This window comes from Streptomyces similanensis (assembly GCF_039543625.1).
Classification (GTDB): Bacteria; Actinomycetota; Actinomycetes; order Streptomycetales; family Streptomycetaceae; genus Streptomyces; species Streptomyces similanensis.
Genome location: NZ_BAABKC010000060.1, coordinates 1 through 18,258, shown reverse-complemented (window position 1 = coordinate 18,258; position 18,258 = coordinate 1). Strand labels below are relative to the sequence as shown.

Annotated in this window: 17 protein-coding genes and 2 pseudogenes; 18 read left to right on the top strand and 1 reads right to left on the bottom strand. The window is 71.8% G+C overall.

Annotated elements, in window-relative coordinates; all coding sequences use genetic code 11:
- Positions 1–168 precede the first annotated feature (168 nt).
- The 10 genes from ABEB07_RS21165 to ABEB07_RS21120 all read left to right on the top strand — a co-directional run bounded on the left by ABEB07_RS21165 (position 169) and on the right by ABEB07_RS21120 (position 10,516).
- The gene (locus ABEB07_RS21165; RefSeq protein WP_239146397.1) at positions 169–1,095 is read left to right on the top strand and encodes an ABC transporter permease; all 927 of its coding nucleotides are present in this window, start codon (positions 169–171) and stop codon (positions 1,093–1,095) included.
- A 33-nt stretch (positions 1,096–1,128) separates the two neighbouring features.
- Entirely contained in the window at positions 1,129–2,052 is a 924-nt protein-coding gene (locus ABEB07_RS21160; protein ID WP_176150364.1) for an ABC transporter permease, read from the top strand.
- Between the two features lie 51 nt (positions 2,053–2,103).
- Positions 2,104–3,150, top strand: a complete 1,047-nt coding sequence (locus ABEB07_RS21155; protein WP_345669801.1) for an ABC transporter ATP-binding protein — start codon at positions 2,104–2,106, stop codon at positions 3,148–3,150.
- Positions 3,143–4,303: an ABC transporter ATP-binding protein gene (locus tag ABEB07_RS21150; protein ID WP_164584564.1), complete on the top strand. Its 1,161-nt coding sequence runs from the start codon at positions 3,143–3,145 to the stop codon at positions 4,301–4,303. The genes ABEB07_RS21155 and ABEB07_RS21150 overlap by 8 nt, the downstream gene beginning before the upstream one ends.
- Positions 4,304–4,391: 88 nt before the next feature.
- The gene (locus tag ABEB07_RS21145; RefSeq protein WP_176150366.1) at positions 4,392–4,805 is read left to right on the top strand and encodes a VOC family protein; all 414 of its coding nucleotides are present in this window, start codon (positions 4,392–4,394) and stop codon (positions 4,803–4,805) included.
- Between the two features lie 137 nt (positions 4,806–4,942).
- Positions 4,943–6,565, top strand: a complete 1,623-nt coding sequence (locus ABEB07_RS21140; protein WP_345669800.1) for a peptide ABC transporter substrate-binding protein — start codon at positions 4,943–4,945, stop codon at positions 6,563–6,565.
- A gap of 6 nt (positions 6,566–6,571) precedes the next feature.
- Positions 6,572–7,495, top strand: a complete 924-nt coding sequence (locus ABEB07_RS21135; protein ID WP_164584561.1) for an ABC transporter permease — start codon at positions 6,572–6,574, stop codon at positions 7,493–7,495.
- The gene (locus ABEB07_RS21130; RefSeq protein WP_345669799.1) at positions 7,488–8,474 is read left to right on the top strand and encodes an ABC transporter permease; all 987 of its coding nucleotides are present in this window, start codon (positions 7,488–7,490) and stop codon (positions 8,472–8,474) included. Before ABEB07_RS21135 ends, ABEB07_RS21130 begins: the two co-directional genes overlap by 8 nt.
- 7 nt (positions 8,475–8,481) lie before the next feature.
- Positions 8,482–9,456, top strand: coding sequence for an ABC transporter ATP-binding protein (locus tag ABEB07_RS21125; RefSeq protein ID WP_345669798.1), 975 nt, complete (start codon positions 8,482–8,484; stop codon positions 9,454–9,456).
- Entirely contained in the window at positions 9,449–10,516 is a 1,068-nt protein-coding gene (locus tag ABEB07_RS21120) for an ABC transporter ATP-binding protein (RefSeq protein ID WP_345669797.1), read from the top strand. The genes ABEB07_RS21125 and ABEB07_RS21120 overlap by 8 nt, the downstream gene beginning before the upstream one ends.
- A 141-nt stretch (positions 10,517–10,657) precedes the next feature.
- Here ABEB07_RS21120 and ABEB07_RS21115 read toward each other — a convergent pair whose 3' ends face one another.
- Positions 10,658–12,796: a S9 family peptidase gene (locus tag ABEB07_RS21115; protein WP_345669796.1), complete on the bottom strand. Its 2,139-nt coding sequence runs from the start codon at positions 12,794–12,796 to the stop codon at positions 10,658–10,660.
- 185 nt (positions 12,797–12,981) lie between these two features.
- On the opposite strand from ABEB07_RS21115, the gene ABEB07_RS21110 reads away from it, so the two are divergent.
- The 8 genes and pseudogenes from ABEB07_RS21110 to ABEB07_RS21075 form a co-directional block, all read left to right on the top strand.
- Positions 12,982–13,176, top strand: a complete 195-nt coding sequence (locus ABEB07_RS21110; protein WP_164584556.1) for a hypothetical protein — start codon at positions 12,982–12,984, stop codon at positions 13,174–13,176.
- An 82-nt stretch (positions 13,177–13,258) separates the two neighbouring features.
- On the top strand, positions 13,259–13,615 hold the full coding sequence (locus tag ABEB07_RS21105) for a hypothetical protein (protein WP_345669794.1): 357 nt from the start codon (positions 13,259–13,261) through the stop codon (positions 13,613–13,615).
- A gap of 291 nt (positions 13,616–13,906) precedes the next feature.
- Positions 13,907–14,659 (top strand): helix-turn-helix domain-containing protein, encoded by a 753-nt coding sequence (locus ABEB07_RS21100; RefSeq protein WP_345669793.1) that lies wholly within the window; start codon positions 13,907–13,909, stop codon positions 14,657–14,659.
- Between the two features lie 49 nt (positions 14,660–14,708).
- On the top strand, positions 14,709–15,326 hold the full coding sequence (locus ABEB07_RS21095; protein WP_345669792.1) for a Uma2 family endonuclease: 618 nt from the start codon (positions 14,709–14,711) through the stop codon (positions 15,324–15,326).
- A 6-nt stretch (positions 15,327–15,332) separates the two neighbouring features.
- Positions 15,333–15,623 (top strand): annotated as a pseudogene (locus tag ABEB07_RS21090) (hypothetical protein); the annotation flags it as partial.
- Positions 15,624–15,672: 49 nt separating this feature from the next.
- Positions 15,673–16,605 (top strand): N-acetyl-1-D-myo-inositol-2-amino-2-deoxy-alpha-D-glucopyranoside deacetylase, encoded by a 933-nt coding sequence (gene mshB, locus ABEB07_RS21085; RefSeq protein WP_345669791.1) that lies wholly within the window; start codon positions 15,673–15,675, stop codon positions 16,603–16,605.
- Complete coding sequence (locus tag ABEB07_RS21080) at positions 16,602–16,997, top strand: DUF6113 family protein (RefSeq protein ID WP_164584551.1); 396 nt, start codon at positions 16,602–16,604, stop codon at positions 16,995–16,997. The genes mshB and ABEB07_RS21080 overlap by 4 nt, the downstream gene beginning before the upstream one ends.
- A 193-nt stretch (positions 16,998–17,190) precedes the next feature.
- Positions 17,191–18,258 (top strand): annotated as a pseudogene (locus ABEB07_RS21075) (hypothetical protein); the annotation flags it as partial.

Here is an 18,258-nt window from a genome sequence, read left to right as displayed (position 1 = left end):
GCGGAATCCGGCAACCGGGGGTCGTGGGGTCCGAGCAGCCTGTTCGGACGCCACGACCCTCGACGACCGTCGGGAGCGGTGTGATCCGCCGTTCCCGCCCCCACCCCACCCCCACATTCCGGGGCGAGGGAGCTGCTGAGGAAGAGGCAGCGAGGCAGAGAGGCAGTCATGGGAAGGTATGTGGTCCGCAGGCTGGGCCAGTTGGTCGTCGTCGTGCTCGGCGCGACGATGATTCTGTTCGCCTGCCTGTTCGTGCTCCCGGGCGACCCGGTGGGTCAGATCGCGGGCAGCGACAAGGCGCGCGACCCGGCGGTCATCGAGCAGCTGCACAAGCAGTACGGGCTCGACAAGCCGCTGGTGGTCCAGTACGGCACCTACGTCGGCAAGCTGGTCACCGGTGACCTCGGCACGGACTACACGCAGAGCCGTCCGGTCACCGAGATCCTCGGCCCGAAGCTGGAGAACACCGCCAAGCTGGCGGTCGCGGCGATCATCATCGACATCGTCATCGGCATCTCGGTCGGTGTCCTGGCCGCCATGCGCAGATACTCGATCTGGGACGTGTCGGCGACCTTCATCACGACCCTGGCCATCGGTGTGCCCTCGATCGTGCTCGGCATGATCATGCAGCGCGTGTTCGTGATCGAGCTGGACTGGTTCCCGCTCATCGCGGGCGACAGCTTCGAGGGCATCATCCTGCCGGCCTTCACCCTCGCCATCATCGACGCGGCGCTCGTCGCCCAGCTCGCCCGCAGCACGATGCTGGAGGTGCTGCGCGCCGACTACGTCAAGACGGCGGTCGCCAAGGGCCTCCCGCGCCGTACGGTCCTGACCCGGCACATCCTGCGGAACTCGGTCATCCCGGTGATCACCTACCTGGGCATCTCCTTCGGTGGTCTGCTCGGCGGCGCGATCATCACTGAGACGATCTTCAACTGGAACGGCATCGGTCTCGCGCTCATCCAGGCGATCCAGCAGAACAACAACCCCATCATCGTGGGTGTGGTGACGATCGGCGTGGCGGTCTTCGTCGTGCTGAACCTGGTCGTCGACCTGCTGTACGCCGCCCTCGACCCGCGTATCCGCCTTGCCTGACCCGCAGGGTCGTTCCCCTCTAGGAGTCACACAATGACCGAACTCGTCTCGGGCACGGGCGAGCCGACGGCGGCCGGTCCCGTCCCGGCGGCCCCGGGCGCTGAACCCAGCGTCGCCAGGGTCAGCCAGTGGACCGACATCCGGCACCGCTTCTTCGCCAACAAGCTGGCCGTGGTGGGTCTGGCGATCATCACGGTGCTGATCCTCGTGGCGATCTTCGCCCCGCTGCTCGCGCCGCACGACCCGCTCAAGCAGGACCTCACCCAGACCCTCCAGTCGCCGGGCGGCGCCCACTGGCTGGGCACCGACGCCCTCGGCCGCGACCAGCTCTCCCGCCTCATCTACGGCAGCCGCATCGCGGTGATCGTGGGTATGGCCTCGATCCTGGTCGCCCTGGTCATCGGCGTCACCCTCGGCGCCCTGGCCGGCTACTACGGCCGCTGGGTCGACACCGTGATCATGCGTGTCGCGGACGTCTTCTTCGCCTTCCCGCTGCTGATCGGCGCCATCGTCATCATCCTGCTGATGGGCCGCGGCGTGCTGCCCGTCGTGCTCTCGCTGGGCATCTTCACCTGGGCGACCTTCGCCCGACTGCTGCGCAGCCAGGTCCTGTCGGTGCGCGAGATGGACTTCGTGCACGCCGCCAAGGCGCTGGGCGCCGGCCAGGGCCGGATCATCCGCAAGCACATCCTGCCCAACTCGCTGACCTCGGTGCTGGTGTACGGCACGAGCAACGTCGGCATCGCGATCGTGGCCGAGGCGTCGCTGTCCTACCTGGGCGTCGGCGTCGACCCGGAGGTCGCCGAGTGGGGCAACATGATCTCCGCGGGCCGCAACTTCATGGGCGTCAAGGACTTCATGTGGACCTACCCGAGCCTCGCGATCGTCATCACCGCGCTCGGCTTCATCCTGCTGGGCAACGGTCTGCGCGACGCGCTCGACCCGAAGATGCGGTGAGGCGCCGCCATGAGTCGTACCCCAGTGACCAAGCATGATGAAGGTGACGGCATGACCAGCCTGGAGATGGCTCCCACTGACGCCGGGGCGGACGGGGCCGCACCGCTCCTCGAAGTCCGCGACCTGCACGTCGAGTTCGCGGTCCGCGACTCCGTGACCAAGGCGGTCAACGGCGTCAACTACAGCGTCAGCGCGGGCGAGACGCTCGCCGTGCTCGGTGAGTCGGGCTCCGGCAAGTCCGTCACGGCGCAGGCGATCATGGGCATCCTCGACAGCCCGCCCGGACGGATCGCCAAGGGCGAGATCTTCTTCCAGGGCCAGGACATCCTGCGCCTGCCGGAGAGCGAGCGGCGCAAGCTGCGCGGCGCCAAGATGGCGATGATCTTCCAGGACGCGCTGTCCTCGCTCAACCCGGTGCTCTCGGTGGGCTTCCAGCTCGGCGAGATGTTCCGCGTCCACCAGGGCATGTCCCGCAAGGACTCCAAGGCCAAGGCGATCGAGCTGATGGACCGGGTGCGCATCCCGGCCGCGGCCCAGCGGGTGGGCGACTATCCGCACCAGTTCTCCGGCGGCATGCGCCAGCGCATCATGATCGCCATGGCGCTGGCCCTGGAACCGGACCTGATCATCGCCGACGAGCCGACCACGGCCCTCGACGTGACGGTCCAGGCCCAGGTCATGGACCTGCTCGCGGAGTTGCAGCGCGAGTACAACATGGGCCTGATCCTGATCACGCACGACCTCGGCGTCGTCGCCGACGTCGCCGACAAGATCGCGGTCATGTACGCCGGCCGGATCGTCGAGACGGCCCCCGTGCACGAGCTGTACAAGCGGCCCGCGCACCCCTACACCAAGGGCCTGCTGGAGTCGATCCCGCGCCTGGACCACAAGGGCCAGGAGCTGTACGCGATCAAGGGCCTGCCGCCCAACCTCCAGGCGATCCCGCCGGGCTGCGCCTTCAACCCGCGCTGCGCCATGGCGCAGGACGTCTGCCGCACCGACGTACCGCCGCTGGTGCCGGTGACCGAGCTGGACGGCACGGAGCTGCCCGGCCGTCACTCCGCCTGCCACTTCTGGAAGGAGACGATCCATGGCTGAGCCCACCAAGCTCGCGAAGGACGAAGAGCCCAAGGACGACGCCACGCCGAACGTCTCCAAGGTGGAAGCCGTCGAGGTGGCCTCCGAGACGGAGGCGGTCGAGGTGCTCGAAGCCCCGGCCCAGCGCGGTGAGCCGATCCTTCAGGTGCGCAACCTGGTCAAGCACTTCCCGCTGACCCAGGGCATCCTGTTCAAGAAGCAGATCGGCGCGGTCAAGGCCGTCGACGGCATCTCCTTCGACCTGTACCAGGGCGAGACCCTGGGCATCGTGGGCGAGTCCGGCTGCGGCAAGTCCACGGTGGCCAAGCTCCTGATGAACCTGGAGCAGGCGACCGCCGGCGAGATCTTCTACAAGGGCCAGGACATCACCCGGCTGTCCGGGCGCGCCCTGAAGGCCGTGCGCCGCAACATCCAGATGGTGTTCCAGGACCCGTACACCTCGCTCAACCCGCGCATGACGGTGGGCGACATCATCGGCGAGCCCTTCGACATCCACCCCGAGGTGGCCCCCAAGGGCGACCGGCGCCGCAAGGTGCAGGAGCTGCTGGACGTCGTCGGCCTCAACCCGGAGTACATCAACCGCTACCCGCACCAGTTCTCCGGCGGTCAGCGCCAGCGCATCGGCATCGCCCGCGGTCTCGCGCTCAACCCCGAGATCATCATCTGCGACGAGCCGGTCTCGGCGCTGGACGTGTCGGTGCAGGCGCAGGTCATCAACCTGATGGAGCGGTTGCAGAACGAGTTCAACCTGTCCTACCTCTTCATCGCGCACGACCTGTCGATCGTCCGGCACATCTCCGACCGGGTCGGCGTGATGTACCTCGGCAAGATGGCCGAGATCGGCACCGACCAGCAGATCTACGACCACCCGACGCACCCCTACACCCAGGCGCTGCTGTCGGCGGTCCCGGTGCCGGACCCGGAGGCCCGCGCGCACCGCGAGCGGATCATCCTCACCGGCGACGTGCCCTCCCCGGCCAACCCGCCCTCGGGCTGCCGCTTCCGCACCCGCTGCTGGAAGGCCGAGGACAAGTGCGCCAAGGAGGTCCCCCTCCTGGCGGTGCCCGAGCGCTTCAAGGGCGTGGACACCCCGGCGGCCCACGAGTCGGCCTGCCACTTCGCCGAGGAGAAGGACGTCGTCGGCGCGGCGTGATCTCCTGGTTTCCTCGTTCCGGTTCCCGGCGTCTTCACCAAGGCGCCGGGAACCGGCGTTTTCCGGCGGCCGCGAGAAGGGCGAGCGGATGCTGCACCACGTCGAACTCTGGGTCCCCGACCTGCCCCGGGCGGCCCGCTCCTGGGGCTGGCTGCTGGGCCGCCTGGGCCATGTGCCGTACCAGGAGTGGGAGCACGGCCGCAGCTGGCGGCACGGCGTCACCTACCTGGTCCTCGAACAGTCGCCCGCGCTCAGCGCGGGCGGCCACGACCGGACCCGGCCCGGCCTGAACCACCTGGCCTTCCACGCGGGCGCCCGCGCCGACGTGGACGCGCTGATGCGCGACGCGCCCGCGCACGGCTGGTCGCCCCTGTTCGCCGACCGCTACCCGCACGCCGGCGGACCGCGGCACTACGCGGGCTACCTCACCGACGCGGACGGCTACGAGGTCGAGCTGGTGGCCGCCGAACAGCCCGACGGGACGGCGGCCGGAGGCGGCTGAAGGCGGCTGAACGATCGCTGCGCCGTACGGCTCAAGCGGCGGCCCGCAACGGTGCGGCACGCGTGCGACATGCGGCTTGTCTGTTGATATGAGGACAGGTCTGTCACCGCACCCCAGGAGCACCCCAGGAGGCGCCCATGCGTGGCCGTACGCGCGTGCGTCGGGCCCTGGGCGCTGCGGCGGCCGCCCTGCTGCCGCTCGCCGCCTGCACGAGCGGCACGGGCGCCGCCGGGGGCCGCGTCCTCAGCTCCTCCTGGGGCGACCCGCAGAACCCGCTGGAGCCGTCCAACACCAACGAGGTGCAGGGCGGCAAGGTCCTCGACATGATCTTCCGCGGCCTCAAGCGCTACGACCCGCGCACCGGCCACGCCGAGAACATGCTCGCCGAGCGCATCGACACCGCCGACTCGCGCACCTACACCGTCACCGTCAAGGACGGCTGGCGGTTCAGCGACGGCGAACCGGTCACCGCCCGCTCCTTCGTGGACGCCTGGAACTACGGCGCGAGCCTGAGGAACAACCAGAAGAACGCGTACTTCTTCGGCTACATCGAGGGCTACGACAAGGTCCACCCCGACAGCGGCGCCCAGCGGGCCGACACCCTCTCCGGCCTGAAGGTCACCGGCCCGCGCACCTTCACGATCACCCTGGGCCAGAAGTTCTCCACCTTCCCCGACACCCTCGGCTACGCCGCCTTCGCCCCGCTGCCCCGCGCCTTCTTCACCCACCACAGGGCCTGGCTGGACAAGCCGGTCGGCAACGGCCCCTACACGGTGGAGTCCTACACCAAGGGCGCCCAGATGTACCTGAAGAAGTGGGACGGCTACCCGGGCCCCGACAAGGCCCGCAACGACGGCGTCACCCTCATGGTCTACACCGACAGCAACACCGCCTACACCGACGTGCTGGCCGGCAACCTCGACCTCGCCGACGACATCCCGGCCGGCCAGCTCAAGAACGTCGCCTCCGACCTCGACGGCCGCTACATCAACACCCCCGCCGGCATCCTCCAGACCCTCGCCTTCCCGTACTACGACAAGGCGTGGAACACCGACGGCGCGCGCAAGGTCCGCACCGGCCTGTCCATGGCGATCAACCGCGCCCAGATCACCAGGACCCTCTTCCGGGGCACCCGCACCCCGGCCACCGACTGGACCTCGCCCGTGCTCGGCGCCGACGGCGGCTACCAGGCAGGCCTGTGCGGCGCCGCCTGCCAGTACCGGCCCGCCGAGGCCAGGAAGCTGGTCCAGGAGGGCGGCGGACTGCCCGGCGGCCAGGTGCGGATCACCTACAACGCGGACACCGGGTCGCACAAGGAGTGGGTGGACGCCGTGTGCAACTCCATCAACAACGCGCTGGGCGATGACCGGGCCTGCGTCGGCAACCCGGTCGGCACCTTCGCCGACTTCCGCAACCAGATCTCCCAGCACAGGATGCCCGGACCGTTCCGGGCCGGCTGGCAGATGGACTACCCGCTCATCCAGAACTTCCTCCAGCCGCTGTACTACACCGACGCCTCCTCCAACGACGGCACGTGGTCCGACAAGCGGTTCGACACGCTGGTCGACCGGGCCAACGCGGAGACCGGCCAGAAGGCCGCGATCGGACTGTTCCAGCAGGCCGAGAAGGTGGTGCGGGACGCCATGGCCGCCATCCCGCTCTGGTACCAGAACGGCAGCGCCGGCTACTCCGACCGGCTGCGCCACGTGGCACTCAACCCGTTCAGCGTCCCCGTCTACAACGAGATCGAGGTGGGCTGAGCCGCCATGGCACGCTACCTCGTCCGCCGACTCCTCCAGATGATCCCGGTGTTCGTCGGCGCCACCCTGCTGATCTTCCTGATGGTCAACGTGATGGGCGACCCCGTCGCCGGGCTCTGCGGCGAACGCGCCTGCGACTCGGCCACCGCCGCCCAGCTCAAGCGGGAGTTCGGCCTCGACAAGCCGGTCTGGCAGCAGTACGCGACCTACATGGGCAACGTCTTCACCGGCGACTTCGGCACCGCCTTCAACGGCCAGCCCGTCACCGAGCTGATGGCCACCGCCTTCCCCGTCACCATCCGCCTGACCCTGGTCGCGATCGTCTTCGAGATCGTCATCGGCATCACCCTCGGCGTCGTCACCGGACTGCGCCGCGGCCGCCCCGTCGACACCGCCGTCCTGCTCGCCACCCTCGTCGTCATCTCGGTGCCCACCTTCGTCACCGGCCTGCTGCTGCAACTGCTGCTCGGCGTGAAGTGGGGCTGGGTCCGGCCCTCGGTCTCCCCGCTCGCCCCCCTGGACGAGCTGATCCTGCCCGGTCTCGTCCTCGCCTCCGTCTCCCTCGCCTACGTCACCCGCCTCACCCGCACCTCCATCGCCGAGAACCGGCGCGCCGACTACGTCCGCACCGCCGTCGCCAAGGGCCTGCCGCGCCGCCGCGTCGTCGTGCGGCACCTGCTGCGCAACTCGCTCATCCCCGTGGTCACCTTCATCGGCACCGACATCGGGGCGCTGATGGGCGGCGCCATCGTCACCGAGCGGATCTTCAACATCCACGGCGTCGGCTACCAGCTCTACCAGGGCATCCTGCGCCAGAACACCCAGACCGTCGTCGGCTTCGTGACCGTCCTCGTGCTGGTCTTCCTGGTCGCCAACCTGCTCGTGGACCTCCTGTACGCCGTACTCGACCCGAGGATCCGCTATGCCTGACCCGCGGGAGCCCCACGAGCCCGGACACGCCGTCGCGGGCACCGGCATGGGCGGCGGCATGGACCTGGCGGCGAGCGAGGCCGCCACCCTGGAGCGGGAACCGGACCGGCCCGACGGCGCCGGACCCGAGGACCGGCCCCGCTCGCTGTGGTCGGACGCCTGGCGCGACCTGCGCCGCAACCCCGTCTTCCTGCTCTCCGCGCTGGTCATCTGCTTCCTCGTCCTGATCGCGGTCTGGCCCTCCCTCATCGCCCCCGGCAACCCCCTCACCTGCGACCTGGCCCGGGCGCAGGACGGGCCGAGCCCCGGCCACCCGTTCGGCTTCGACGGACAGGGCTGCGACGTCTACACCCGCACCGTCCACGGCGCCCGCGCCTCCGTCACCGTCGGCGTCTGCGCCACCCTCGGCGTCGCCCTCCTCGGCTCCGTCCTCGGCGCGCTCGCCGGGTTCTTCGGCGGCGGCTGGGACGCCGTGCTCTCCCGGGTCACCGACGTCTTCTTCGCCATCCCGGTCGTCCTCGGCGGCCTGGTCCTGCTGTCCGTGGTCACCAGCAACACCGTCTGGCCGGTGGTCGGGTTCATCGTGCTGCTGGGCTGGCCGCAGATCTACCGCATCGCCCGCGGCTCGGTCATCACCGCCAAGCAGCACGACTACGTCCAGGCCGCCCGCGCCCTCGGCGCCTCCGACACCCGCATCCTGCTGCGCCACATCGCGCCCAACGCCGTCGCCCCGGTCATCGTCGTCGCCACCATCGCGCTCGGCACCTACATCTCCCTGGAGGCGACCCTGTCCTACCTCGGCGTCGGACTGAAGCCGCCGAGCGTGTCGTGGGGCATCGAGATCTCCGCCGCCTCGCCCTACGTCCGCAACGCCCCGCACGCCCTGCTGTGGCCCGCCGGGGCCCTCGCGGTGACCGTGCTGGCGTTCATCATGCTCGGCGACGCGGTGCGCGACGCCCTCGACCCGAAGCTGAGGTGACGGCGCCGTGCTGCTCGAAGTCCGCGATCTGCACGTGGAGTTCCGCACCCGCGACGGCGCCGCCCACGCCGTCAACGGGGTCAGCTACGCGGTCGACGCCGGCGAGACGCTCGCCGTGCTCGGCGAGTCCGGCTCCGGCAAGTCCGTCACCGCGCAGGCGGTCATGGGCATCCTCGACACGCCGCCAGGCCGCGTCACCGGCGGCGAGATCCGCTTCCGGGACCAGGACCTGCTCACGCTGAAGGAGGAGGAACGCCGCCGGATCCGGGGCGCCGGGATGGCGATGATCTTCCAGGACGCGCTGTCGGCCCTGAACCCCGTGCTCACCGTGGGCGACCAGCTCGGCGAGATGTTCCGGGCGCACCGCGGGACGTCCCGCAAGGACTCCAGGGCCAAGGCGGTCGAGCTGATGGACCGGGTGCGCATCCCGGCCGCGGCCCAGCGGGTGGGCGACTACCCGCACCAGTTCTCCGGCGGCATGCGCCAGCGCATCATGATCGCCATGGCGCTGGCCCTGGAGCCCGACCTGATCATCGCCGACGAGCCGACCACGGCCCTCGACGTGACGGTCCAGGCCCAGGTCATGGACCTGCTCGCGGAGCTGCGGCGCGAGTACGACATGGGCCTGATCCTGATCACGCACGACCTCGGCGTCGTCGCCGACGTCGCCGACAAGATCGCGGTCATGTACGCCGGCCGGATCGTCGAGACGGCACCCGTCCACGACCTCTACAAGAGCCCCGCGCACCCCTACACCCGGGGCCTGCTGGACTCCATCCCGCGCCTGGACCACAAGGGCCGCGAGCTGTACGCGATCAAGGGCCTGCCGCCCAGCCTTCAGGCGATCCCGCCCGGCTGCGCCTTCCACCCGCGCTGCCCGATGGCCCGGGACGTGTGCCGCACGGACGTGCCGCCGCTGTACGAGGTGTCCGGTGAGCGGGGGAGCGCCTGCCACTTCTGGAGGGAGTGCCTCGATGGCTGAGCCGGCCCGACCCGCCGCGCCCGCCGAACCCGCGGGACCCGCCGAACCCGTCCTGGAGGTCACCGGGCTGGTCAAGCACTATCCGCTCACCCAGGGCATCCTGTTCAAGCGGCAGATCGGCGCCGTCCGGGCGGTCGACGGGGTGGACTTCGTCCTCGGCCGCGGCGAGACGCTCGGCGTCGTCGGCGAGTCCGGCTGCGGCAAGTCGACGGTCGCCAAGCTGCTGTGCCACCTGGAGCGGCCGACGGCGGGCACGATCCGCTACCGCGGCGAGGACGTCACCCGGCTGTCCGGGCGCGCCCTCAAGGCGGTCCGGCGCAACATCCAGATGGTGTTCCAGGACCCGTACACCTCGCTCAACCCGCGGATGACGGTGGGCGACATCATCGGCGAGCCCTACGAGATCCATCCCGAGGCGGCCCCCAAGGGCGACCGGCGGCGCAAGGTGCGGGAACTGCTGGACGTCGTCGGCCTCAACCCGGAGTACGTCAACCGCTACCCGCACCAGTTCTCCGGCGGCCAGCGCCAGCGCATCGGGATCGCCCGGGGGCTGGCGCTGCGCCCGGAGGTCATCGTCGCCGACGAGCCGGTCTCCGCGCTGGACGTCTCCGTGCAGGCCCAGGTGATCAACCTGCTGGAGCGGCTGCAACGGGAGTTCGAGCTGTCGTACGTCTTCATCGCGCACGACCTGTCGATCGTGCGGCACATCTCCGACCGGGTGGCGGTGATGTACCTCGGCCGGATCGTGGAGACCGGCACCGACACCGAGATCTACGACCACCCCACGCACCCGTACACCCAGGCGCTGCTGTCCGCCGTGCCGGCGCCCGATCCCGAGGCCCGCGCGCACCGCGACCGGATCATCCTGACCGGCGACGTGCCCTCCCCTGCCGCCGTCCCCTCCGGCTGCCGCTTCCGCACCCGCTGCTTCAAGGCCCGCGAGCGGTGCGCCCTGGAGGTGCCGGAGCTGGCGGTGCCCGCGGAGTTCCGGTACGCCGAGGGACCGGTGGCCCACGACTCGGCGTGCCTGTTCGCCGCGGAGCGGCAGAACGTGCGTTAACGCACGGGCAACGTCGCCGAAGCGGCACCGATATACGGACGCGTCAGTCTGTGGAAGGTACGGCCGTGCGGGTGCCGTGGACGGGCCGGGAGTGCATGCGCTCCCGGCCCGTTGGCGTGTGCGCGGCGGGTGCGGCGGGGCTCAGCCGAGGCCGAGCGAGCGCTTGAGGAAGTCGACCTGGAGCAGCAGCAGGTTCTCCGCGACCTGTTCCTGCGGCGTCATGTGGGTGACCCCGGACAGCGGCAGCACCTCGTGCGGCCGGCCGGCGGCGAGCAGCGCGGAGGACAGCCGCAGCGCGTGGGCGACCACCACGTTGTCGTCGGCGAGGCCGTGCACGATCATCAGCGGCCGATGCGGCTCGGCGGCCTCGGCCAGACCGTCGTCGGTGACAAGTGAACTCCTCGTGTACGCCGCCGCGTCCGCCTCCGGGTCGCCCAAGTACCGCTCGGTGTAGTGGGTGTCGTACAGGCGCCAGTCGGTGACCGGGGCGCCGGCGATGCCCGCGTGGAAGACGTCCGGGCGGCGCAGCACGGCCAGCGCGGAGAGGTAACCGCCGTAGGACCAGCCGCGGATGGCGACCCGGCTGAGGTCGAGCGGGTGGCGTTCGGCGAGGTCGTGCAGGGCCTCGATCTGGTCGTCCAGGGTGACCGTGAAGTCGTGGTGGACGGCCTTCTCCCAGGCGGGGGAGCGGCCCGGGGTGCCGCGGCCGTCGGCGACGACCACCGCGAAGCCCTGGTCGGCGAACCACTGGGAGGTCAGGTGCGCGTTGTGCGCGGCGACCACGCGGGGGCCGTGCGGGCCGCCGTAGGGGTCGAGCAGGACCGGCAGCAAGGGCCGTTCGGCCCCGTTGTCCGTGTCACGCGGGTAGTCCGTAGGGATAAGCACGGCGCACGGGATTTTCCGTGCGCCCCCCTCGGTGAGGGTCACGCGCGGGGTGAGACCGGGGTCCACCGCGTGCGAGGCGACCGTCGCCACGTGCTTGCCGTCCCGCAGCACCCGCACCCGGGCGCCCGGCCGATCGAGGGCGGCGGTGACCAGGACGGTCACGCCCCCGGCGCGCACCGCCGCGTGCACGCCCGCCTCCTGGCTCACCCGCTCCCAGCCCAGTTCGCTGACCCGGTAGACGTGCACCTCGCCGGTCTCCGGGGCGGCGGCTTCCGCACCGGCCGAGGCGGAGACCAGCACGTCGTCGGCGCCGACGTCCAGAACCGCCCGGACGTGCAGCTGCGCGCCGGTCAGCGGCCGGTCGCCGACCGCCAGGACCCGTGCGCCCCCCTCGTCCGCGATCCGCACCAGCCGTCCCGAGGGACTCCAGCACGGCGAACCGGGGAAAAGATCAAGCCAAGTTGGGTCCTCGTCCGCGTGCACCATCCGGGTCCGGCCGGAGTCCGGGTCCACCGCCAGATACAGCTGACTGCGCTGGTCCCGCGCCTGGACGAGCAGCAGCGGCGCACCCGCCGCTGACCAGTGCACTCGTGCCAGGTACGGGTAGCGGTCCCGGTCCCAGTCCACTTCCGTCCGTGTCCCGTTCAGACCGATGACGAACAGCCGTACCTCGGCGTTCGCGGTGCCCGCCGCCGGGTAACGCACCTGGCCGGGCGCCTGGTCGGGCCGCGCCGGATCGGCGATCCACCAGCGCCGCACCGGCGAGTCGTCCACCCGCGCCACCAGCAGCCGGTCCGACTCCGGCGCCCACCAGAAGCCGCGGGTGCGGTCCATCTCCTCGGCCGCGATGAACTCCGCGAGCCCGTAGGAGACCGTCTCCGCCTCCGGCGCGGCCAGCGCCCGGTCGCCGTCCCCCTCGGCGCCCACCACGCGCAGCGCCCCGCCGGCGACGTACGCGACGTACCGGCCGTCCGGCGACGGGCGCGGGTCGATCACCGGTCCGGTGACCGACAGTTCGCGAGTGGTCGCGGCCCGCAACTCGGCGGTGAAGAGCCGCCCTGACAAGGCGAAAGCCGCCAACTCCACGGCTGTGTCGGTGGCATATCCCACGATGCCCGCGCCGCCCTCCCGGGTGCGCTCGCGGCGCGCCCGCTCCTCCGGCGACAGGTCCTCGCCCGACCCGCCGAGCAAGGAGCGCGGATCGGCGGCGACCCGCTCCTGGAGATCGGCCAGATCGAGGACCCACAGCGAATTCGCCCGGTCCGTACCGGAGTCGGAGCGCAGGAACACCACGCGGGAGGTGTCGGGCGCGACCGTGAACGCGCGCGGCGCGCCCAGGGTGAAACGCAGGGTGCGGGCGTGCCGTCGGGGGAAGGAGACAGGCTCTGTCGTCATGCCCTGACCATATTGGCCATGCGCCCCCTTGTACGACTGTGCGCGGGCTGGTGCGCGCGTGCGGATAGTTATGATCAATAGCGCAGAGTGGGTATGAACGTGGTGCCCGTTGTGTGGAGTTACTGGCCCCCATAGTCCGACCCCCGACACCCCCCGCGTCCTGGGATCTTTGGAGGTGAGCCGCCGTGGCACTCTCGATTTCGGCGGTGGTGCTGCTGGCGATCATCGTCTTCTTGTTGATCAAGAAGTCCGGATTGAGAGCCGGTCACGCCATCGTGTGCATGCTGCTCGGCTTCTATCTGGCCTCATCGACGATCGCACCGACGATCAGCGATCTCACGACCAACATCGCGGGCATGATCGGCAGCATCAAGTTCTAGCGGCCCTGGGGTCCGCCCGACGGCCGGCGCGGCCCGGTCGGGCAGAATCTCCCTCCGGAGGCGACGACGGAAGGACTCCCCGGTGGACCCCAGGACGTACGCGCGGCTGTACGGCCCTCGGGTGCCGGCACGGCCCCGCGCGCGCCCGCTCGTCGTGGTCCTGGCCGCCGTGCTGTGGGCCGTCACGCTGGTGCCGTTCGCCTTCCTGGCGTTCCTCGTCAGCCTGGCGACCCTGTGGGGCACGGCGGGCGGCGGCTCCGGCCTCTTCTTCCCCTGCTCCTGCCTCGTCGTGGTCGCCACCGCGGCCCTGCTGATCCTCCTCGCCCACGCCCCCGGCGTCCGCGACCTGGCGATGGACAGCCGCATGCTCCTGCTGGGAGCGACGGCCGGCCCGCTCCTCACGGTGCTCGCCGGGGGCGTGTGGGTCCTCGTGACGTGAGGCGGGGTCACGCCTCCGAGGCGTACGCGACGCCACCGGAACCCGATTCCCCGCGCTCCGGTGCCGTCGGCGACTGAAAGACCAAGAACGACGGGGCAAGCACCCTGCCAAACCCCACCCCTCCCGCCCGTGGCCCGCGCTCACTCGGGTGGGTGAACATCCGGCTCTGGCGGTTTCGGCGGCCCCCGGCGGCTCTAGGCTCAGCGGCACAACCGCAGACATGAGACGGCCCCCGCCGGGACGGCAATCCCAGTGCGAGGGCCTGACCACCGAGGAAGAGAGACCTTCCCGATGGGTACCCAGAACCCTAGCGCGTCCCCGCACGCCGAGGCCCGTACTACGGGCGACAAGCCCCCGAACCAGGACCACCGCACCGGCGGGCTCATCCACCGCAACACCCGCCACACCGCCCGCTTCACGGTGATCGGCAACCACCTCGCCCAGCACCGGGAGTTGTCGTTGCTGGCGATCGGGCTCGGCGTGCACCTCCAGTCACTTCCGGCGGGTGCCCGCGTGGACATCAAGAGCCTCACCGCACGGTTCCCCGAGGGAGCGACCCGGATCGCGGCGGCGCTGCGGGAGCTGGAGGCGCACGGCTGTCTGCGCCGCCGGCGCGAACGCGTCCCCGACGGCCGTATCGTCACCCGCACGATCTCCTGCAACCAGCCGGCCGCGGCCCACCACGAGCCCCACCCGCCGCGCGAGCGGCGCGGGACGCACCCGCAGCGGGAGAAGGGCGAGAGCCGGGAGGGGCGTACGCCCCCCAGGCCGCTGCCCGCCGTACCGCGCCCCGCGCACCCCGCCCCCGCGCTCCTCCAGGCGGCTGCCGAGCTCCTCGCGGACCTGCCGCCCGAGGGACTGCGCCGCCCGGCCGCGCTGCTGGCCCACCGCCTCACCGCCCAGCTGCCGCCGCCGCCCCCGTTCCGCGCCCCGCCGCCCGTACGCCACCCGTTCCAGACCTGCGACCACTACGACCGCGCTTTCCGCGCACCACACCCGGGCCACTGCCGCGACTGCCGAACCGAAGACCTGGAGGCCGCCTAGCATGAACGTGACGATCCTTGCCCCTGGGCACAGACGAGGAGCGAGCAGCATGACCACCGCCTCCGGCCGCGCGCCGCACACTCCCTCCCACGTCTACCGGGCGATGCGGGATGCCGTTCAGTCGATGAACGACACCCTCCCCGGCAAGTTCGAGATCACCGCGAAAGGGATCGTCCACGACATGATGGCGCCCGTCGGTCCGCACGAGCTGACCACCCTCCACCTGCGGAAACGCCTTGAGAGGGTGATGCCGGAGGACATCGTCGCGCACACCGGGGAACCGGATGTGGAGGACGCCGTCGCGGGCATTATGCGACGCCCCGACGTGATGGTGATCTCCTGGGCGGACATGGACGTGCCGGGGACGTTCGATCCGCGCACCCTGGTCGCCGCCATCGAGGTGGTCTCCCGCTCCAACCCGGAGAACGACTGGGTGGCGAAGACGCGCGACTACCCGCTCATCGGCGTCCCCGTCTACGCGATCTTCGACCCCCGTACCGGCGTCGGCGCCGTCTTCACCGACATCCACGCCACACCGGAGGGCCCCCGGTACGCCATCCGCAAGGACTTCGTCTACGGCGAGGACGTCACCATCGCCGACTGGACGATCCCGACGGACGGCCTGCCGCGCTACCCGGACGACAGCACCGAGGAAACCAGGACCTGAGGACGGGCCGCGGAACTCTGGAGGAACCTGGTGGCCGTGGACCTCTCCTTCTACAAGTCGTACCTGTCGGAAGAGCTCCGTGACGAGGGCCGTACCGAGGGCCGCGCCGAGGGGCGCACTCAGCGGGGTGCCGAGGACGTCCTGCTCGTGCTGGAGACGCGTGGCATCGACGTCCCCGAGGACCTCCGCGGGCGGATCACCGCGTGCGACGACCCGGAGCTGCTGCGGCGCTGGCTCGCCCGCGCCGTCACCGCGCCCTCCGCCCAGGAGATCTTCGCCCAGGAGGGCGACGGCTGAGCGCCGCTCCCGTACTCGGGGGTGGGGCCGGTCCTCGTAGGGTGGAGCCATGACGGAACTGCCCTCCCGGCGTCTGCTGCTGGTGCACGCACACCCGGACGACGAGTCGATCAACAACGGCGTGACCATGGCCCGGTACGCGGCCGAGGGCGCGCTGGTGACCCTGGTGACCTGCACCCTGGGAGAGCTGGGCGAGGTGATCCCGCCCGAGCTGCGGCACCTGACCGGGGCGGCGCTCGGCGCCCACCGGCGCACCGAACTCGACGCCGCGATGCGGGAGCTGGGCGTCGTCGACCACCGGCTGCTCGGCGGCGCCGGCCGGTACCGGGACTCCGGGATGATGGGCCTGGCCGACAACGACGACCCGGAGTGCTTCTGGCAGGCCGACCTGGACGAGGCCGCCGGACACCTGGTCGCCGTGATCCGCGAGGTGCGCCCGCAGGTCCTCGTCACCTACGACGACAACGGCGGCTACGGCCACCCCGACCACATCCAGGCCCACCGCGTCGCCATGCGCGCCCTGGACCTGGCCGCCGACCCCGCCGTACGGCCCGACCTGGGCGAGCCCTGGCGGATCTCCCGGGTGTACTGGAACCGGATGCCGCGCTCCGTCGTGGAGGCGGCCTTCGAGCGGCTGCACGACGCGCTGCCCGGCCTGCCGTTCGAGAAGTGCGCCGCCGTGGACGACCTGCCCGGCGTCGTCGCCGACGACCGGATCGCCGCCCGGATCGAGGGCGACGCCGCGCGGGCCGCGGCCAAGACCGCCGCGATGCGCGTGCACGCCACCCAGATCGAGCCGGCCGACGCCTGCTTCGCGCTCTCCAACGGACTGGCCCAACCGCTGTTCACCACCGAGTACTACGAGCTGGTGCGTGGGGACGATCACACCGGCGCCGTGCTGACCGACCTCTTCGACGGCGTCGAGGCCGGAGCCCGGACCGGGGAAGCCGTCGCGGCCGGGGCCGAGGAGACGGCGTCGTGAGCCCGTCGCGTCGCGAGAGCGCCGAGGGCCCGCTGCTGGCGCAGCCCCTCAGGCCGCCGTCCGCCGGGCGGGCCGCCGCCTACCTGGGGCTGTTCGTGCTGGGCGCGGTCGTCGGGCTCGCCGGCGCGCTGCTCCAGGCGGCCTGGTTCCCGGGCGGGCTGCTGCTCGCCCTCGCGGGCTCGGCGGGGCTGTTCCTGGGCGGTGCGCGGGCCGTCGGCGGCCGGGGCGGCGCGGTGGCGGGCGCGGCCGGCTGGCTGATCGCCGTCATGCTGCTGACCGCCAGTCGCCCGGAAGGGGACTTCCTGTTCGCGGCGGGCGGAGGCTCCTATCTCTTCCTGCTCGGCGGCATGGCATTGGCTGTGATCTGTGCCACTTTGGGGCGTGGACGGTAACCGCGGCCGCCGTGACGTCCGACTTGGTGAATGACGTACCACTTCTTCCCGTCGCTCCCGTGCGGGTCCGGTGTGGTTTTCCACAGCGGTCCCGGGATAGGTGCGGGGAGCGGCCAGTATGGTGGTGCGCGCCGCCGAGCTGCCCGCAGAGTGAGGTCGTGACGGGCGGCGGAGCCAACCGGGAGAACCTGCCTTGAGTCGTGAAACTGACACTCCGTCCTCCGGGCCCAACGGGCGCGGCGGAGCCGCCTACCCCTCGGGTACCCCGCCGTACGGCGTTCCGGCGGGGTCCGACGACGGTGCGGACGCGGGCCGTTCGGCCACGCAGCCGGAGGAACGCAAGACCGAGACCACGCTGACGACCCGGATCCGGATCAACATCCCCGGTTCCCGGCCGATTCCGCCCGTGGTCGTGCGCAAGACCGTCGGCGAGAACGGCGCCGCGACCGAGGCCGAGGGCGACGCCGCCCCGGGCCCGGGCGGCGCCAAGCGCGCCAACGGCGCGGGCGGCGCTCGGGGTTCGCGCGGGCCCAAGGGCTCCGGCGCGCCCCAGGCCGTCGGTGACGGCATCCAGGGTGTCCAAGGCGTCCACGGCGTCCAGGGCGTCCACGGCGTCCAGGGTGTCCAGGGCGCTCGCGGCGAGCAGCCCGCGCCGGGCGGGGCCCCGGTGCCCGGCGGCGCCGGTGAGCCGGGCGGCGACGCCGAGGCCGCCGCGCCCGCCGGCGAGAAGCCGACCAGCGACTGGTTCGCGCCCCGCAAGCCCCAGTCGGGCAAGGGCGGTCAGGGCGGCGGCGGCACCAACGGCGCCGGACTGCCCGGCGCCACGGGCGCGGCCGTCGACGGCGCCGGGGCGGGCTTCGCCGGCCCCGGACCCGCCGCCCCCGCGGCCCCGGCGGGCGGTCCGGCCGCACCGGGCGCGTCCGGCGGGCGTCCCGGCGGCGTGGTCGGCTCGATGAGCATGCCCGGCGGCGCCCGTAACGGCTCCACCAACGGCGCCGGACTGCCCGGCGCCACCGGCGGTCCCGTGGCCCCCGGCCACGGTGGCGGCACCGGCTCCTTCGACGTGACCGAGGCGCTGGCCGCGGGCCCGCTCTCCGGCGGCTCCCGCCCCGGCGGCGAGCCGCGCCGCGACGACCTGCCCTTCTTCACGGAGAACGGCCAAGGCGGCGGCCCGGCCGACCAGGGCGGTTACGACGCCCCCGGCGGCCCCGCAGCGGGCGTGCCCGGCGGCACCAACGGCGCGGGCGTGCCCGGCGGCCCC

What these genes read in the sequence shown, in the direction of transcription:
- ABEB07_RS21165 (WP_239146397.1), top strand. Translation starts at nt 169, where the DNA reads ATGGGAAGGTATGTGGTCCGCAGGCTGGGCCAGTTGGTCGTCGTCGTG.
- ABEB07_RS21160 (WP_176150364.1), top strand. Translation starts at nt 1,129, where the DNA reads ATGACCGAACTCGTCTCGGGCACGGGCGAGCCGACGGCGGCCGGTCCC.
- ABEB07_RS21155 (WP_345669801.1), top strand. Translation starts at nt 2,104, where the DNA reads ATGACCAGCCTGGAGATGGCTCCCACTGACGCCGGGGCGGACGGGGCC.
- ABEB07_RS21150 (WP_164584564.1), top strand. Translation starts at nt 3,143, where the DNA reads ATGGCTGAGCCCACCAAGCTCGCGAAGGACGAAGAGCCCAAGGACGAC.
- ABEB07_RS21145 (WP_176150366.1), top strand. Translation starts at nt 4,392, where the DNA reads ATGCTGCACCACGTCGAACTCTGGGTCCCCGACCTGCCCCGGGCGGCC.
- ABEB07_RS21140 (WP_345669800.1), top strand. Translation starts at nt 4,943, where the DNA reads ATGCGTGGCCGTACGCGCGTGCGTCGGGCCCTGGGCGCTGCGGCGGCC.
- ABEB07_RS21135 (WP_164584561.1), top strand. Translation starts at nt 6,572, where the DNA reads ATGGCACGCTACCTCGTCCGCCGACTCCTCCAGATGATCCCGGTGTTC.
- ABEB07_RS21130 (WP_345669799.1), top strand. Translation starts at nt 7,488, where the DNA reads ATGCCTGACCCGCGGGAGCCCCACGAGCCCGGACACGCCGTCGCGGGC.
- ABEB07_RS21120 (WP_345669797.1), top strand. Translation starts at nt 9,449, where the DNA reads ATGGCTGAGCCGGCCCGACCCGCCGCGCCCGCCGAACCCGCGGGACCC.
- ABEB07_RS21115 (WP_345669796.1), bottom strand. Translation starts at nt 12,796, where the DNA reads ATGACGACAGAGCCTGTCTCCTTCCCCCGACGGCACGCCCGCACCCTG.
- ABEB07_RS21100 (WP_345669793.1), top strand. Translation starts at nt 13,907, where the DNA reads ATGGGTACCCAGAACCCTAGCGCGTCCCCGCACGCCGAGGCCCGTACT.
- ABEB07_RS21095 (WP_345669792.1), top strand. Translation starts at nt 14,709, where the DNA reads ATGACCACCGCCTCCGGCCGCGCGCCGCACACTCCCTCCCACGTCTAC.
- mshB (WP_345669791.1), top strand. Translation starts at nt 15,673, where the DNA reads ATGACGGAACTGCCCTCCCGGCGTCTGCTGCTGGTGCACGCACACCCG.